This window comes from Geobacillus sp. LEMMY01, assembly GCF_002042905.1.
GTDB classification, from domain to species: Bacteria; Bacillota; Bacilli; order Bacillales; family Anoxybacillaceae; genus Geobacillus; species Geobacillus proteiniphilus.
Window position 1 is genome coordinate 39,050 of the sequence record NZ_MVKA01000003.1, and the last position, 16,029, is coordinate 55,078.

The following is a 16,029-nucleotide window of genomic DNA, read 5'->3' on the forward strand; positions in this document are numbered from 1 at the left end:
TGTAAGCGGTTGCGGAATCTATCATAGAGAGGGGAGAGTTTTCGGATGCAACCAGTGCAAGAACTGAAACGAGAGCTAAAAAGCAGGCATTTATTTATGATCGCGCTAGGCGGAGTGATCGGCACCGGTTTGTTTTTAGGATCGGGTTATACGATTCATGAGGCGGGGCCAGGAGGGGCCGTCGTTGCTTATCTTTTTGGCGGATTGGTCATGTATTTGACAATGCTTTCGTTAGGAGAATTGGCCGTGAGAATTCCTGATGCCGGGTCGTATCAGACGTATGCGACGAAGTTCATCTCGCCGGCAGTGGGGTATTGCATCGGTTGGCTGTCATGGCTGAACTGGTCGGTGACGGTCGGCATCGAGCTTCTCACTGTCAGCATCCTCATGAAACGATGGTTTCCCGATGTGCCGACATGGGTGTTTTGCGCCGTCTTTGCTTTATTGTTGTTTTTGATCAATGCGTTGTCTGTCAAAGGATTTGGCGAGGTGGAGTTTTGGTTTTCGAGCATCAAGGTGCTGACGGTCATCGCCTTTATTGTTCTTGGTCTGGCGGCGATGTTCGGAGTCATCCATATGAAAAATGGACAACCCGCTCCGTTTTTCTCGAATTTTACTGATCATGGCGGATTGTTTCCAAACGGGTTTTGGGCCATCTTTACGACCATGATCCTTGTGAACTTTTCGTTCCAAGGGACGGAATTGGTCGGCGTGGCCGCGGGGGAAAGCCGCGAGCCGGAAAAAACGGTGCCGGTTGCGTTGCGCAACACCGTATGGCGCATTTTGATCTTCTTTATTTTGGCCATTTTTGTGCTGGCTGGTTTGTTTCCGTGGGAGAAAGCCGGCGTCGTTGAGAGTCCGTTTGTGGTGGTGTTTGACAATATCGGCATTCCGTATGCGGCCGATATTATGAACTTTGTGATTATTACCGCGGTGTTGTCGGTGGCCAACTCGGGCTTATATGCGACATCGCGCGTCCTCTGGTCGATGTCGCGCCAAGGCATGGTCACTCCGTTTTTCAGCAAGCTATCGAAACGCGGCGTGCCCATCAATGCGCTTATTGCCAGCATTGCCATCGGCTGCTTGTCTCTGTTGTGCAGCGTGTATGCGGAAGATACGGTGTACGTCTGGCTGACGGCGATCGCCGGGTTTGGCGCCGTCACGGTGTGGGCTTCCATCGCGCTGTCAAGCTATTTCGGCCGGAAAGCGTTTTTGCGCGAAGGCGGCGATGTGCGCGATCTGAAATACCGGACGCCGTTGTATCCGTTCGTGCCGCTGGCCGCGTTTGCGTTGAATATGGCGACGATCATCGGACTGGCCTTTATCCCAGATCAACGGATCGCTCTTTACTGCGGCATTCCGTTTTTGCTCGCTTGCTACGGGTACTACCACCTTGTGGCGAAAAAACGGCTTCAGCCTCTAAATGCGGAAAAGGGGGAGCTCAAGGCCGCCAAGTAAAAACAATTGAAAAAAGCCATAATCATTTGCATAATATAACTATGAAATCGTTTTATAACGAAAAATTTTTTTGCCTTTAAAAGGAGGATGACGAAATGGTGCAGCCGTACAGACACGAACCGCTCACCGACTTTACCGTGGAAGCGAACCGTGAAGCGTTTTTAGCGGCGCTCAAAAAAGTGGAATCGGAGCTTGGGCGCGATTATCCGCTTGTGATCGGCGGCGAGCGGGTGATGACGGAAGACAAAATCACTTCGATCAATCCGGCGAACAAAACGGAAGTGGTCGGCCGGGTGGCGAAAGCGAACAAAGAGCTGGCGGAGCGGGCGATGAAAACCGCTGATGAGGCGTTCCGCACATGGAGCCGGATGAGCCCGGAAGCGCGGGCCGATATTTTGTTCCGGGCGGCGGCGATCGTACGCCGGCGCAAGCACGAGTTTTCCGCTTGGCTGGTGAAAGAAGCAGGCAAACCGTGGCGCGAAGCGGATGCCGATACCGCGGAAGCGATTGACTTTATGGAATATTACGGCCGGCAAATGTTGAAGTTGAAAGACGGCATTCCGGTCGAAAGCCGTCCGGGGGAAACGAACCGGTTTTTCTATATCCCGCTTGGCGTCGGGGTTGTCATTTCGCCGTGGAACTTCCCGTTTGCCATTATGGCGGGAACAACGGTCGCTTCGCTTGTCACGGGCAATACGGTGCTGTTGAAACCGGCGAGCGCAACGCCGGTGGTGGCGTATAAATTTGTGGAAGTGTTGGAAGAAGCGGGGCTTCCGGCTGGTGTATTGAACTATATCCCGGGCAGCGGCGCGGAAGTCGGCGACTATTTGGTTGACCATCCGCGCACAAGATTTATCAGCTTCACCGGATCGCGGGATGTCGGCATCCGCATTTATGAGCGGGCAGCGAAAGTGCACCCAGGGCAAATTTGGCTGAAACGCGTCATCGCGGAAATGGGTGGCAAAGACGCCATCGTCGTCGATAAAGAAGCCGATCTCGAACTGGCGGCGCAATCGATCGTCGCGTCAGCGTTTGGCTTCTCGGGACAAAAATGCTCGGCGTGCTCGCGCGCGATTGTTGTTCAAGATGTCTACGACCAAGTGTTGAACCGCGTCGTCGAGCTGACGAAACAGCTCAACGTCGGCGACCCGGCAGAGCAAGCGACGTTTATGGGCCCGGTCATCGACCAAGGGGCGTACAACAAAATTATGGAGTATATCGAAATCGGCAAACAAGAAGGCCGTCTCATGACGGGCGGAGAAGGAGACGACTCGAAAGGATTCTTCATCCAGCCGACCGTGTTTGCTGATGTCGACCCGAACGCGCGCATCATGCAGGAGGAAATTTTCGGACCGGTCGTGGCGTTTGCGAAAGCGCGCGACTTTGACCATGCGCTTGAGATCGCGAACAATACGGAATACGGATTGACAGGCGCCGTCATTTCGCGCAATCGGGCGAATCTCGAAAAAGCGCGGCACGAGTTCCATGTCGGCAACTTGTACTTCAACCGCGGCTGCACGGGGGCCATTGTCGGCTATCAGCCGTTTGGCGGCTTTAACATGTCAGGCACCGACTCGAAAGCTGGCGGCCCGGACTATTTGATTCTCCATATGCAAGCGAAAACCGTATCGGAAATGTTTTAATGGCGGGGCGGCCGCAGCCGCCCTTTTCCTGTAATGGAACGTTGGTCCGTCAATCGTCGGATGAAGGCAAACGTTGTCCGTGAAGGTGGAGAGTGAGGAAAAAAAGGGGGATTTTGATGACGACAAAATCGCAACAGCTCATCGAACAAACGGAACGATATGGAGCACGAAATTATCATCCATTGCCGATTGTCATTTCGGAAGCGGAAGGGGTATGGGTGAAAGACCCAGAGGGCAACCGCTATATGGACATGTTAAGCGCTTATTCCGCTGTCAACCAAGGCCATCGCCATCCGAAGATTATTGAAGCGTTGAAAAAGCAAGCCGATCGGGTGACGCTCACATCGCGCGCGTTCCATAACGACCAGCTCGGCCCGTGGTACGAAAAAGTGTGCCGGTTGACGAAAAAAGAGATGGTGCTGCCGATGAACACCGGCGCCGAGGCGGTGGAAACGGCGCTCAAGGCGGCGCGCCGTTGGGCGTATGATGTAAAAGGCGTTCCGGACAACGAAGCGGAAATCATCGTTTGTGAAGGCAATTTCCACGGCCGGACGCTCGCCGCGGTGTCCTTGTCGTCCGAACCGGCCTATAAACGCGGTTTTGGGCCGCTTTTGCCCGGAGTGAAAATCATCCCGTACGGCGACATCGAAGCGTTGAAAGCGGCGATTACATCGAATACGGCGGCGTTTCTTGTCGAACCGATCCAAGGGGAAGCCGGCATCCGCATTCCACCGCAAGGCTTTTTAAAAGCCGCGTATGACGTGTGCAAGGAAAACAACGTGTTGTTCATCGCTGATGAAATTCAAACGGGGTTGGGGCGAACAGGAAAGTTATTTGCCTGCGACTGGGAAGATGTTGTGCCTGATATGTATATTTTAGGGAAAGCGTTGGGCGGCGGGGTGTTCCCGATTTCCTGCGTCGTCGCCAACCGCGACATTTTGTCGGTGTTTGAACCCGGCTCGCACGGATCGACGTTTGGCGGCAATCCGCTTGCATGTGCGGTGTCGATCGCGGCGCTCGAAGTGATTGAAGAAGAGCGTCTAGCGGAGCGTTCGCTTGAGCTTGGCGAATACTTCCTTTCGAAACTAAAACAAATCCGAAACGACGATATTAAAGAGATCCGCGGCCGCGGCTTATTTATCGGCGTTGAGCTGCATGTGCCGGCGCGTCCGTACTGTGAGGCGCTGAAAGAGCAAGGATTGCTTTGCAAGGAAACGCATGAGACGGTCATTCGCTTCGCACCGCCGCTCATCATTACGAAAGAGGAATTGGATTGGGCGTTCGAACGGATTGCGAATGTCTTGTCCCGTCCATAAATCGAGTCAAAGAGGCGAATGAGACGATGGAAGAAAATATGTTTCTCTCCACCCAGCGCGTGATCAAAGAGGCGCTGGCCAAACTCGGCTACGGCGAGGAGATGTATGAGCTGCTCAAAGAACCATTGCGCGTCCTTACCGTACGCATTCCCGTCCGTATGGATGACGGAACGGTGAAAGTGTTTACCGGCTACCGCGCCCAGCATAGCGATGCCGTAGGGCCGACCAAGGGAGGCATTCGTTTTCATCCAGATGTCACCGAGGAAGAAGTCAAGGCGCTGTCGATGTGGATGACGATCAAAGCCGGAATTGTCGGTTTGCCGTATGGCGGCGGCAAAGGTGGCATCGTCTGCGACCCGCGGAACATGTCGATGGGTGAGCTGGAGCGGCTCAGCCGCGGCTATGTGCGGGCGATCAGTCAGATCGTGGGGCCATCCAAAGATATCCCTGCGCCGGACGTGTTTACCAACTCGCAAATTATGGCGTGGATGATGGATGAATATAGCCGCATCCGCGAATTTGATTCCCCTGGCTTTATCACCGGCAAGCCGCTTGTGCTCGGCGGCTCCCAAGGTCGGGAAAAAGCAACGGCGCTCGGTGTCACGATTTGCATCGAAGAAGCAGCGAAAAAAGCGGGAATCGAGTTGCAGGGGGCGCGGGTCATTATTCAAGGATTCGGCAATGCAGGCAGCTTTTTGGCCAAGTTTTTGCATGAAGCTGGAGCTCGCGTCATTGGCATTTCCGATGCGTATGGCGCGTTGTATGACCCGAACGGACTGGATATTCCGTATTTGTTGGATCGCCGCGACAGTTTTGGCACGGTGACAACGCTGTTTGAGAATGTCATCACCAATCAAGAGCTGCTGGAAAAAGAGTGTGATATTTTAGTTCCGGCCGCGGTAGCGAATCAAATTACGCGTGACAATGCCGCGAATATTCGCGCTAAAATTGTGGTCGAGGCGGCCAACGGCCCGACGACGCTGGAAGCGACCAAAATCTTGACGGAGCGGGGTGTGCTATTGGTGCCTGATGTGCTGGCGAGCGCTGGCGGGGTGACTGTTTCCTATTTTGAATGGGTGCAAAACAACCAAGGCTATTATTGGACGGAAGAGGAAATTGTCGAGAAGTTGAAAGAGAAATTGACGAGCGCGTTTCATCGCGTCTATGAATTGGCGGAATCGCGCCGTGTGGATATGCGCATGGCGGCGTACATGATCGGGCTGCGTCAAACAGCAGAAGCAGCTCGCTACCGCGGTTGGGTATAATCACGGAAAAGTTCCATGAGCAATTTTTGCTCTCCACCCGGGCATGAAAATCCCCCTTTTCTTCCCATAATGAAGAATAGGCGCAAACAGTTCAACAGGACGTTATGCTTAATGGTGGCTTAGACCCTGTACGGAAAAGTGTTTGAATCCACTGGGTGCACCACCCATTGTCCGCCCTTTCCTGTGATAGAGGAAAGGTGACGACGAACGGAAAACTGCCGCATTTCTCCCGTGGATTCGCTGTTTGCGCACTCGATCATCGAAAAGGAGGATTTTCATCATGGATGTCATCTATCCTCGCTGCGCAGGATTGGATGTTCATGCCGAAACCATCGTCGCCTGCGCGCTATGGGAAGAAGATGGACACATTCAAAAGGACATTCAAACCTTCTCCACGTTCTCGAAGGGACTTGGTGACCTGCTTGAGTGGCTCGAAGAACATGGCGTTACCCATGTCGCCATGGAATCCACCGGCGTGTATTGGAAACCGGTCTTCGCCTTCCTCGAGGGCTATGTCGACTTGACACTGGCCAATCCGCAGCGGATCAAAAATGTCCCGGGAAGAAAAACCGATGTCTCTGACGCCGAGTGGATCGCCAAGCTGCTCCGCCATGGACTCGTTGAAAAAAGTTTCGTCCCCCCAGCGGATATTCGCGAATTGCGGGATTTTACCCGCCTCCGCAAAAAGTGGGTCGGACAGCTGACTTCGGAGAAAAACCGGATTCAAAAAGTGCTCGAGTCTTCCAATGTCAAACTCGGCTCGGTCCTCTCCGATCTCTTCGGCGTTTCCGGAAAAGACATCCTCGCCCGGCTGCTTGAGAAGGGATACGTGGACAAGGACGAGTTGGATCAATGCCTGCGCGGAAGGCTCAAAAAGAAAAAGCAAGCGGTGTACGATTCGCTGCTCGGCACCTTGACCGAACACGAGCTCCGTCTCCTTCGCCTCTTGTGGAAACACGTTGAGGAATTGGAGCAGTTAATCGAAGAAGTCGACCAGCATATCGACCGCCTGCTCGAGCCGTATCGCGAGGAAGTGGACTTACTGATGACCATGCCTGGAATCAAAAAACAAACCGCCGCCGTCATCATCGCCGAGATGGGAACCGACATGAGCGTCTTTGAAACGCCGGAACGGGCGGCTTCATGGACGGGGTTGTCCCCCGGCAACCATGAAAGCGCCGGAAAGCGAAAGAGCACGCGCACGACAAAAGGCAATCCCCATCTCCGATCGGCGTTATGCGAGGCGGCATGGTCAGCAGCTCGATCCAAGACGCATCCCTTGTCCCGAAAGTTTTGGTCGTTGGCGGCCCGGTGCGGGAAGAAAAAAGCCCTCATCGCCATTGCTCGGCGGATGTTGGTGATCATCTTTTGCATGATCTCCCGCAAAGAGCCGTTCCGCCAACCACAACTTATTTAGTCTAGCCAAAAGGCAGACAGGTTATACGAGATGCCTAAAATCGGGCACCTCTGCTTTCCTATTGCCTTTTTTGGCCATTTTCAGTATACCCTCACGGATCAGGAGCGTATACCGCACTCACCAAGTGGTGGGGATTTTCACGGAAAAGTTCCATGAGCAATTTTTGCTCTCCACCCGGGCATGAAAATGACTCATCGGGGCGCATGCATTTTCACGGAAAAGTTCCATGAGCAATTTTTGCTCTCCACCCGGGCATGAAAATGACTCATCGGGGCGCATGCATTTTCACGGAAAAAATTAGGATATATATACTAAACCTGAATCCGTGACAGCAGCTCATCAAAAGCACCGGAAAACGTAATCATATCAAGGGTTTAGCCCAGTTTCGGATGTTCACTTATTGAGTGAAAAGCAAAAAGTGTGATATTTGTTGATTTATCAAGCTTTCTCAGCAGTTTGAACGCGTTTTTATCACGGATTCAGGCTAAAATTATATAATTTACGCGCCTAACAAGCAAAAATATAATGGGGTGAGGCAAAGGAAGGAGCGTACTTGGGAAGGAGGTAAAAAATAAAACGCATTGTTTAATTATCAAGACCTAAAATTAAAAAATGCTAAAAAAATAAAGGTAAGCACATATTAGTCATGTATAATATGTTTGCTTACCTTTTTTATTTTGGATTGAACTAATTCCACCCGTTAGCCGCCCATGCATCGCTTCGTAGCGCCACAGATGATGGAAGTTCATTCGTTCTTCCATGGGAGATAAGTAAGAGAGTTATTTTTTGAGTTGTTTAAAGTAAATTATTTCAGGGTCTCCTTCATCCAGATTATCAATAAAACCACTCTTACTATATCCAAGTGATAAGAATACCCTGTGCATTCTCTCATTAGATTGATTCGTTGAAGAAAAAATCTTTTCCGTTGGAGATATATTTTCAAAATACTTGATTAGTGATTTCGCATATCCTTTTCTTCTTTCTGAAGGTTTTACAACAACTAATGAGATAAAACTACATTCAAAAAAATGAGTGTTGTAAACCAAAAAACCAACAATTGACCTGTTAACTTTAGCGACTAAACAACACCCTTCTTCAATTGCTTTCTTTATGTATGTTCTTCTGCTTTCGTCTCCAATAACTTCCGCATCGATTCTTACTATCTCATCTAATTCATTCAATTTGGCTATTGTTATATGTTCCAAAAAAATCAAAACCTCCCTCTAGAAATGTTGATCTATCAAGGCTTTTCGGCCTCTCAGGGGTGTCCAAAAAATATTTTTCGACAAAATCCCTTACATCCTTTTTCAGTTTTGTGGATATCTTACAGACCTAGGGTGCGCTTCGCGGCCACGGCTGGTTATATTTTCCTGCCGCGGGGGGAAGCATATTCGATGCACCCTTTGGATCTCCGCGTCGCTGATGAGGACGAACCCTCCCATGTCTCCGGGCGTCTTCGCGCCAACATTCCCTCGTTCGGTCTCGTCATCAGGCGGAGGCCGGCCAAGCTCCTTTAGGGACTCAAGGTCGAATGGATGAAATCACGCCAGCTTCTCCGGTGTCATCTCGTTGTCCAACGATTCTTCCGTTCGCAGGGGGGAGGCCTTAGGCCGCCCGTTGCACCTGGGACAAGACGTCCTGTTTCATTCGCTCCGCGTCAAACGCTTGTTTCTTCGTACAAATCGCAAACAGCACATTCAACAGCTTCCGGCACAAGGCGACGATGGACTGCTTTCCGGTCAGCGGATTGACGGATCGGGTCGTATAATACTCATGCAGCTCGCGAAACGCCTCGTTATGCCGAATCAGCGGAATCACCGCCCGAAACAGCACTGATCGCAGCCGTTTCCGTCCCCGTTTGGAGATGTGCTTTTGCCCTTTGCGCTGGCCGGAGGAGTTCTCCTTGAGCGTCAGGCCCGCCAACTTCACCAATTGGCGCGGGTCCCGATAATGGGCGAAGCTGCCGATCTCCGCCAGCAGATCGATGATCGTGGCGTCTCCCAACCCGTCGACCGTTTTCAACCATTGGTACTCCATCGTCGTTTGAACCAATGCCTTCAACTCGGCGTCCCGTGCAGCGATCTCCGCCTCCAATTGGCGGTATCGGCGGACGAGCGCGGCGATCTCAAACCGGGCCATCGCTGTCCCTTCCGTCACCCCAATCGAGTCCTTCGCGGTGTTGATCAACGCCTGAATTTTGGCCTTCTGCGGGCATTTCATCCCTTCGCTTTGCCGGTACACCTCAAGAAGCTCCTCCACCGTCCGGCCGGCCATATCAGCCGGAAGCGGCGTCCACTCCAACACCGAAAGCGCCGTTTTCCCCAAGTCACGAAACACGGTCCAAAACTCTGGAAAATACCGATCCGTCCAGCGGACGATCGCGTTTTTCACCGCCGTCTGTTCCTTGCGGAGCTTCTCTTTGAGCGTGCTCCCCACGCGCAAATCGGCTTCAATCTCGTGCAGCAGCCGGGGAACGAGGAATCGTCCGTCTTTTGCCAGTCTGGCAATGACCAGGGCGTCTTTGGCGTCGTGTTTCGTCGGCAGGTTGTCATCAAGTTCTTTCGACCGGTACACATGCGCCGGGTTGACCATGACCAACGGGATCCCGTGCTCCTCGAGGAAGTAGGCCAGGTTCAACCAGTAGTGCCCGGTCGGCTCCACGGCGACGATCACCTCTGACTTCCCGAACGCTTGCATCGCCCCCTGAATCGCTTTATACAGCTGTTGAAACCCCTCTTTCGACTGGAAGATCGGGAACGATTTGCGAAGCACGCGCCCCCGGTCATCCACGAAGCAGGCGTAGTGGGTTCGTTTCGCGATATCAATACCCACGACAAGCGTTTGTTCGGTTACTTGATCAATTTTATAGTTTTGTGTACAATTCATCTGAAGTCCTCCTTGGTATGGTGAGTGATGTGGTTGACACCCCTGCATCATACCAAGAGGGCTTTTTTTGATCAAGTCCCCGGAAAAGCTCCTAACGGGAATGCTCCTTGTATGAAGACGCCTTGCGCGTCCGCCGGATTGTGTTCATCGAAGAGCAAAACGTCCCGGAAGAAGAGGAGATGGATTCGTTCGAGCACGAATCGTTCCATCTCGTCCTGTATGACGGCGAAACACCGGTCGGCGCCGGACGACTCCGTTTCATTGACGAAGGCGTCGGCAAAATCGAGCGCATTTGCGTCCTGCCGTCCTACCGCGGCCGCGGCGCCGGACGGATGGTGATGGAAGCGATCGAACAGCTGGCGAAAACAAAAGGGGCGAAAACGGCGAAACTGAACGCCCAGACGCACGCGGAACCGTTTTACAAAAAGCTCGGCTACACGACCGTCTCCGGCGTCTTTATGGACGCCGGCATCCCGCATGTCACGATGGTGAAATCGCTCGAATGACCAGCTGATTGAGCGTTCCCCGCCTACATTGCATCAAGAGCTGGGGGATCCCTAGACACCTTTTCTTTTGCTCGGGCAGAGAGGATAAAAAAGGGAGCTGTGCGCACGCAAGCTCCCTTTGGCCTATTTTTTGTTGTTCAGCATATCGGCGATCGTATTGAAATCAATTTGCTTGCCGTTATGGACAATGGCCTTGACGATTTGGTCTTCAAGCTCTTTTGGCACTTTTCGATTGGCGATTTGCGCCACCCGCTTCACGACTTGGCGCACCGTTTTTTCGTCGCTGAAATTGGCGTTTTGCAGCGAGTTGGCGAGCTCAAAAACGTCTTTCATATTGACACCTGTTTTCTTTTCGATGTTTTTAAAAAATTGCTGATCCATCGTTCCGCCTCCTTCTCCCTGCTATATCGTATGATGCCCCCGCCTCGGCGTGCATCAATAAGGAAAGAAAAATACGAGCCGCTCCGTGGCGCCGAAACGGCCCGTATCCCATTCGCTTTTTTCCGTTAGGCGACAAATGCCGCGCCGACAATAATCAACAAAATGAACAACACGACAATCAGCACAAAGCCACCGCCATAGCCTCCGCCATAGCCGTAGCCGTAATACGGAAATCCGTAGCCGCAGAAGCCCATCATGATGCACCTCCTTCTCTGTTTACTGTATCGTATTCACCGGCTTAGCGAGGCGTATGGGCGCAAAGGCCATTTTGTCATCCAAACCGGCGGAACAGCTCGGCAAATTCCCGCTCCTTCTTCGCAAACCATCGCTCGATATAGTCTAAGTTGCCTTGCACACTTTTTAAAAATCCATTGTTCAATTTTTCGATTTCCTGCAGCTGTTTGTTAAAGTCCTTTCCCCATTGTTCAAACAGCCGGATGAACGTTTCATGCCCTTCTTTGCGCGACGCAACCCAACCTTCGAGCGCCTTTTCCAGTTCTTTGCTCACACTTTCCCCCCCTTTCTTACTGTTGTATGCAAAAACGACTGCCCGAGGTGAAGGCGTCACCGTTCTTTTTTTGCCTCGCCATATGATAAAGTAAAGATGAACGGCAACATGAAAGGGAGGGAACGAACGTGAAAAACATTGAAACGACTGAACAATTCCAAGCTGCCATTTCCGGCGGTAAACCGGCCATCGTCAAATTTTATACGACTTGGTGTCCAGACTGCGTGCGCCTCAATATGTTCATCGATGACATCGTTCGCGACTACGGACAATATGATTGGTTTGAAATCGACCGTGACCAGTTTCCGGAACTTGGCGAGAAATACCAGGTACTTGGCATCCCGAGCCTGCTTGTCTTCCGCAACGGAGAAAAAATTGCTCATCTGCACAGCGCTGACGCCAAAACGCCGGAAGAGGTGCGCGCCTTTTTGCAGTCTCTGCCGGCGTAAGTCGATCCTGTTTTGCTTTGAAAGCCATCCGGATGAACGTAAAAACGCCGTCCGCTTTTTTGGACGGCGACTGGCGCAAAAAAAAAACGAGGCTGTCCGCAAAACGTTTTCGGACAGCCTTATTTTGCCGTTAGGACGGACTCGCTGTACCGCGTTGTCGATCAAAAAAGAGCGCCGTTAGTATTCGATTTCGTCATCATCTTTCGGCTGGCGCGTCAGCTGCGGGCTGTCAAACATCAATTCAATCGAAATTTCCTCATCGGTTGTCCGCGTCCGCTCGGAGCGGTCGTTCGTTTTCAATTGGATTTGAATTTCCTCATCGGTCGTTTTTGTCCGTTTGTCTTCCATCGTCGTTTCCTCCTATGTCATCAGTTTCGCAAGAGCGGTTCAACTTTTTGCACAAGCTCTGCCATTTTCGCTGCATTTCGTTCATACAGCGCCTTCGCCTCTTCGGATTCGGTCTGCAACGCATACAGCTCCAAGTCAGCCTGCACTTTTTTCATCGCGGCCAAGAGCAGCATTTTCTCTTGCGGCTCGGCAATTTGGATCTTATCATCGTACAAATCGATCGTCAGCTGTCCGTATGAATCAACTTGGGCGAGAAACACATTTTCAATCGCCACTCCTTGCTTGTCAAGCTGTTCCTTCAGCCAGCCGCGGCCAAGCCCCATCGTAGCGAGCGGCTCATCCAAAATCATGCCGTCCATAATGACCGTTTGCGGCTCTTTTTCCCGCGGCGGGTTTGGGAACACGTCGCCAACCGTGAGCGGCTGCTTTTCCCGCTTCAGCAACACGTTCAAGTCGCCGTTTGGCTCAAGCACCGCAAACTCGACGTCGGCGACGCGGAACACATCTTTTTTGCGCAACTGTTCGAGCAGCTCGTCAACCGTATATTTCTCCCGTTTCAAGTTTTCCTCTAAAATTTTGCCGTTTTTAATAAAAACCGTGGAATTGCCCTCGACAAAATCGCGAAATTTCTTGTTGCGCAGCGAGAGACGAGCGACAGCCACTGGAAACAGCGACCAAATCAAAATGCTGGTGATGCCTTCTTGCAACGAAATCCCTAAATCAACCGACATCGTTCCAGCGATATCGCCGACGGTAATGCCGACGATGTATTCAAAAAACGACAATTTTGATAATTGCTTTTTGCCGAGAATGCGGGTAATAACAAATAACCCGATTAAAATGCAAATCGAACGAATGGCGGTTTCTAACCATATAGGCATCGATCATGCTCCTTACTTTCCGTGGTATTGCGGCTCTTCGAACTCGAGCCGGCCGATCCGGTCTTTGATGTCCGCGATGATCTCCTCTGTCGCAAGCATCGCTTCATGAAACGTCCGCTGCGCCGTTTCATCCTGGGAAGTGAGCGCCAGCTGTTGCAGCCCAGCGTGAATGCCTTTTAAGCTCGCCAACGTTTGTTTCACCTGCGAAGCAACGGTCATGGAAGATCCCTCCTATCCTTTCGGGCGGAACAAGAGCGCCCCGATAAACCCAAAGACGATCGCCGCGGAGATGCCGGCGCTCGTCACTTCAAACATGCCGGTCAATACGCCGATAATGCCGTGTTTTTCCGCCTCTTGCATCGCGCCGTGAACGAGCGCGTTTCCAAAGCTCGTAATCGGAATCGTCGCCCCGGCGCCGGCAAAATCAATGAGTGGCTCATACAAACCGAATCCATCCAAAATCGCCCCGACGACGACGAGAATCGTCAACGTATGCGCAGGTGTCAGTTTAAACACATCCATCAAAATTTGCCCGATCACGCAAATCAGCCCGCCGACGACAAACGCCCAAAAAAACATAGCCAACACGCTACGCCTCACCTCCATACTCGATCGCCACCGCGTGGGCGATGCATGGAATCGTCTCGTTTTGCTGGAACGATAGCGGCGACAATAGCGCTCCTGTCGCGACTGCCAAAATGCGCTTCAGCTCGCCGCGCCGCATCCGTTTGATGAGATGCCCGTAAACGACAACGGCGGAACAAGCCGCTCCACTTGCGCCGGACAAGACCGGCTGCCCATCGCGGTAAATGAGCAGCCCGCAATCTTGGTAGCGCTCTTCATCGATGTCAATGCCGTGCTGACGCAACAAGTCAAGGGAGACTTGGCGGCCGATTCGCCCTAGATCGCCGGTGACGATCAAATCGTAATACGATGCATCGATTTGCATGTCGCGCAAATGCGCCTCAATCGTATCGACCGCCGCTGGCGCCATCGCTCCACCCATGTTGAACGGGTCGGCAAGCCCCATATCTACAACGCGGCCGATCGTCGCCGCAGTCACGCGTGGCCCGTCGTCCCCTTTCGAGCTGACGATCGCCACGCCTGCTCCCGTCACTGTCCACTGCGCCGTCGGCGGCTTTTGCCCGCCGTATTCCGTCGGGTAGCGGAACTGCTTTTCGACGGCGGCATTGTGGCTTGAGGCTCCGGTTAATATATAGTCTGCCCCGCCGTAGTTCGTAATAAAAGCGCTTAGCGCCAGCCCTTCCATCGAGGTGGAACAGGCGCCAAAAACACCGAGATACGGCATGCCGAGCGTCCGGGCGGCAAAGTTCGTCGGGGTCATTTGGTTGATCAAGTCGCCGGCAATGAAAAATTGCACTTTTTCTTTCTCCAGGCCGGCTTTTTCCATCGCCTGAAACGCTGCTTCTTCAATGAGCACGCGGTGCGCCTTCTCGTACGACTCCTCTCCGAGCCATAAATCTTCGTGAAGAAGATCAAAGTCGTCCGCGAGGCGGCCGTTCGCCTCAAAAGGCCCGCCGACCGCCGCTGTTGCGATGATCGCCGGCTTGTTCGCAAACACCCATGTGCGGTGCCCTTTCAGCATTACAATCCCCCCCACTGGGTCGCAATCGTTTTGACAAGGGCGATAACAAAGGCGGAAAACGTGCCGAACAAGATGACCGATCCGGCGAGCTTGAACATGTTCGAGCCGACGCCTAACACAAATCCTTCCGTCCGGTGCTCAATCGCCGCCGAGATGACGGCGTTGCCAAACCCGGTCACCGGCACGGCGCTTCCCGCCCCGGCGAATTGGGCGATCCGGTCATAAACGCCAAGCCCAGTTAAAATCATCGACAAAAAGACCATCGTCGCCACCGTCGGATTGCCTGCCGTTTGCTCGGTGAAATCAAAGAAGTACATATAGAAATAAGAGATCGCCTGCCCGATCGTGCAAATGATTCCGCCAACGAGAAACGCGCAAACACAGTTGCGAACGATAGGGCGCTTCGTTTCCCGCTCTTTTTCGAATAAATGGTATTCCTGCTGAACCGGGGTCAGCTTTTTCCGTTTTTCATTCGCCATAATGACACCTCTTATGTTTGCTCTTTGCTTAGCTTTTCAATGCGCCTGATTTCCCGATTGACTTTTCGTTCATCCCAGCGTCGATTGTCCATGTTGGCTTTTAATGCCTTCGTCTTCCAAAAAATTTTCAAATCGCTCGAGGAAACAACGTCATAGCCAGGAAACAGGTCGCGCAGTTTTTGGTCAATGTCTTTCTCAATTTGTTTTCGACTCCACCGCTTCATATGGGGAATTTGATAAGCGATGAGCAACCGATCCCCGCTGTTGACCGCCACCACGTCTCGAACGTCGTCGCGCCCGCGCAAATAGCTGGCCGCTCGCTCAGCCGGATCTTGGTTAAGCTCCGCATGTTTCGCCGTCCCGGACGTTTGGGTTCTCAGCAAGTTCGCTCCTTGCAGCGATTGCTTTTGTTCCATTTCTTCCTTAGCACAGCCGCTCGCTGCAATCATCGCAGCAACGGCCGCCAACCACCATTTTTTCATCTCCATCAACCCATTCGTTTTATGTATTTCCGCAAAGTCGGGAAAAGGTTGGCGTGCTGCCAACCTTCCCGCCTGAACCATCCCATTCGCCTTGGCGAAGGTTATTGTTGTTTATATTGTGGCTCTTCGTTTTGAATTTCTTGCATGCGCGAGTTCACCAAATCAATGACCGCCTGCGTTTGTTGGGCAGCTTGTTGGTAAAGCTGTTTTGCGGCTTGGTTTTCGGTTTGCAAAGCAAACGTTTCGAAGCTCGCTTGAGCCGATTTTAACCCCGCCAATGTTTGTTGGACTTGTGTTGCAACCGTCATGATTCGTGTCCTCCTTATATGGTGTAAGATTGGTGA

20 protein-coding genes are annotated in these 16,029 nt (G+C 52.2%); 7 read left to right on the top strand and 13 right to left on the bottom strand.

Features of this window, described 5'->3' with window-relative positions; translation table 11 throughout:
- The first annotated feature begins 45 nt into the window (after positions 1-45).
- The 5 genes from B1A75_RS02920 (at position 46) to B1A75_RS02940 (ending at position 7,099) form a co-directional block, all read left to right on the top strand.
- A complete protein-coding gene (locus B1A75_RS02920; protein ID WP_033024512.1) occupies positions 46-1,458 on the top strand; it encodes an amino acid permease in 1,413 nt (470 codons plus the stop codon).
- A gap of 95 nt (positions 1,459-1,553) precedes the next feature.
- Complete coding sequence (gene pruA, locus B1A75_RS02925) at positions 1,554-3,101, top strand: L-glutamate gamma-semialdehyde dehydrogenase (protein WP_033024513.1); 1,548 nt, start codon at positions 1,554-1,556, stop codon at positions 3,099-3,101.
- Between the two features lie 116 nt (positions 3,102-3,217).
- On the top strand, positions 3,218-4,417 hold the full coding sequence (locus tag B1A75_RS02930) for an ornithine--oxo-acid transaminase (protein WP_079935704.1): 1,200 nt from the start codon (positions 3,218-3,220) through the stop codon (positions 4,415-4,417).
- A gap of 26 nt (positions 4,418-4,443) precedes the next feature.
- A complete protein-coding gene (locus B1A75_RS02935; RefSeq protein ID WP_033024515.1) occupies positions 4,444-5,682 on the top strand; it encodes a Glu/Leu/Phe/Val family dehydrogenase in 1,239 nt (412 codons plus the stop codon).
- Between the two features lie 280 nt (positions 5,683-5,962).
- A complete protein-coding gene (locus B1A75_RS02940) occupies positions 5,963-7,099 on the top strand; it encodes an IS110-like element ISGka2 family transposase (RefSeq protein WP_079935694.1) in 1,137 nt (378 codons plus the stop codon).
- A gap of 779 nt (positions 7,100-7,878) precedes the next feature.
- Here B1A75_RS02940 and B1A75_RS02945 read toward each other — a convergent pair.
- Together B1A75_RS02945 and B1A75_RS02950 are read right to left on the bottom strand one after the other, a co-directional pair.
- Positions 7,879-8,304, bottom strand: coding sequence for a GNAT family N-acetyltransferase (locus B1A75_RS02945; RefSeq protein WP_008881761.1), 426 nt, complete (start codon positions 8,302-8,304; stop codon positions 7,879-7,881).
- A gap of 400 nt (positions 8,305-8,704) precedes the next feature.
- Positions 8,705-9,985: an IS110 family RNA-guided transposase gene (locus B1A75_RS02950; RefSeq protein ID WP_079935705.1), complete on the bottom strand. Its 1,281-nt coding sequence runs from the start codon at positions 9,983-9,985 to the stop codon at positions 8,705-8,707.
- A gap of 107 nt (positions 9,986-10,092) precedes the next feature.
- On the opposite strand from B1A75_RS02950, the gene B1A75_RS02955 reads away from it, so the two are divergent.
- A complete protein-coding gene (locus B1A75_RS02955) occupies positions 10,093-10,491 on the top strand; it encodes a GNAT family N-acetyltransferase (RefSeq protein ID WP_079935706.1) in 399 nt (132 codons plus the stop codon).
- Between the two features lie 123 nt (positions 10,492-10,614).
- Here B1A75_RS02955 and spoVIF read toward each other — a convergent pair whose 3' ends face one another.
- From spoVIF to B1A75_RS02970, 3 genes are all read right to left on the bottom strand, one after another.
- Positions 10,615-10,872, bottom strand: coding sequence for a sporulation-specific transcription regulator SpoVIF (spoVIF, locus tag B1A75_RS02960; protein WP_042379695.1), 258 nt, complete (start codon positions 10,870-10,872; stop codon positions 10,615-10,617).
- 125 nt (positions 10,873-10,997) lie between these two features.
- A complete protein-coding gene (locus tag B1A75_RS02965; RefSeq protein WP_071880143.1) occupies positions 10,998-11,126 on the bottom strand; it encodes a YjcZ family sporulation protein in 129 nt (42 codons plus the stop codon).
- 77 nt (positions 11,127-11,203) lie between these two features.
- Positions 11,204-11,440 carry a hypothetical protein gene (locus B1A75_RS02970; protein ID WP_042379693.1) on the bottom strand — a complete coding sequence of 79 codons (237 nt, stop codon included), beginning with the start codon at positions 11,438-11,440 and terminating at the stop codon, positions 11,204-11,206.
- Between the two features lie 128 nt (positions 11,441-11,568).
- Here B1A75_RS02970 and B1A75_RS02975 point away from each other — a divergent pair, with 128 nt between their 5' ends.
- Positions 11,569-11,889 (top strand): thioredoxin family protein, encoded by a 321-nt coding sequence (locus B1A75_RS02975; RefSeq protein WP_042379690.1) that lies wholly within the window; start codon positions 11,569-11,571, stop codon positions 11,887-11,889.
- A gap of 177 nt (positions 11,890-12,066) precedes the next feature.
- On the opposite strand, the gene B1A75_RS19755 is transcribed toward B1A75_RS02975, so the two are convergent.
- From B1A75_RS19755 to B1A75_RS03010, 8 genes are all read right to left on the bottom strand, one after another.
- Entirely contained in the window at positions 12,067-12,237 is a 171-nt protein-coding gene (locus B1A75_RS19755) for a hypothetical protein (protein WP_167485718.1), read from the bottom strand.
- 20 nt (positions 12,238-12,257) lie between these two features.
- Entirely contained in the window at positions 12,258-13,118 is an 861-nt protein-coding gene (locus B1A75_RS02980) for a DUF421 domain-containing protein (RefSeq protein WP_042379687.1), read from the bottom strand.
- A 12-nt stretch (positions 13,119-13,130) separates the two neighbouring features.
- A complete protein-coding gene (locus B1A75_RS02985; RefSeq protein WP_011230357.1) occupies positions 13,131-13,337 on the bottom strand; it encodes a DUF1657 domain-containing protein in 207 nt (68 codons plus the stop codon).
- A 12-nt stretch (positions 13,338-13,349) separates the two neighbouring features.
- Positions 13,350-13,706 carry a stage V sporulation protein AE gene (spoVAE, locus tag B1A75_RS02990; RefSeq protein ID WP_013146042.1) on the bottom strand — a complete coding sequence of 119 codons (357 nt, stop codon included), beginning with the start codon at positions 13,704-13,706 and terminating at the stop codon, positions 13,350-13,352.
- 1 nt (position 13,707) lies between these two features.
- Positions 13,708-14,724: a stage V sporulation protein AD gene (gene spoVAD / locus B1A75_RS02995; RefSeq protein ID WP_042379684.1), complete on the bottom strand. Its 1,017-nt coding sequence runs from the start codon at positions 14,722-14,724 to the stop codon at positions 13,708-13,710.
- A complete protein-coding gene (spoVAC, locus tag B1A75_RS03000) occupies positions 14,724-15,203 on the bottom strand; it encodes a stage V sporulation protein AC (RefSeq protein ID WP_042379680.1) in 480 nt (159 codons plus the stop codon). Before spoVAC ends, spoVAD begins: the two co-directional genes overlap by 1 nt.
- Before the next feature lie 11 nt (positions 15,204-15,214).
- Complete coding sequence (locus B1A75_RS03005; RefSeq protein WP_042379677.1) at positions 15,215-15,691, bottom strand: YhcN/YlaJ family sporulation lipoprotein; 477 nt, start codon at positions 15,689-15,691, stop codon at positions 15,215-15,217.
- Between the two features lie 95 nt (positions 15,692-15,786).
- Complete coding sequence (locus B1A75_RS03010; RefSeq protein WP_042379674.1) at positions 15,787-15,993, bottom strand: DUF1657 domain-containing protein; 207 nt, start codon at positions 15,991-15,993, stop codon at positions 15,787-15,789.
- Positions 15,994-16,029: the final 36 nt, after the last annotated feature.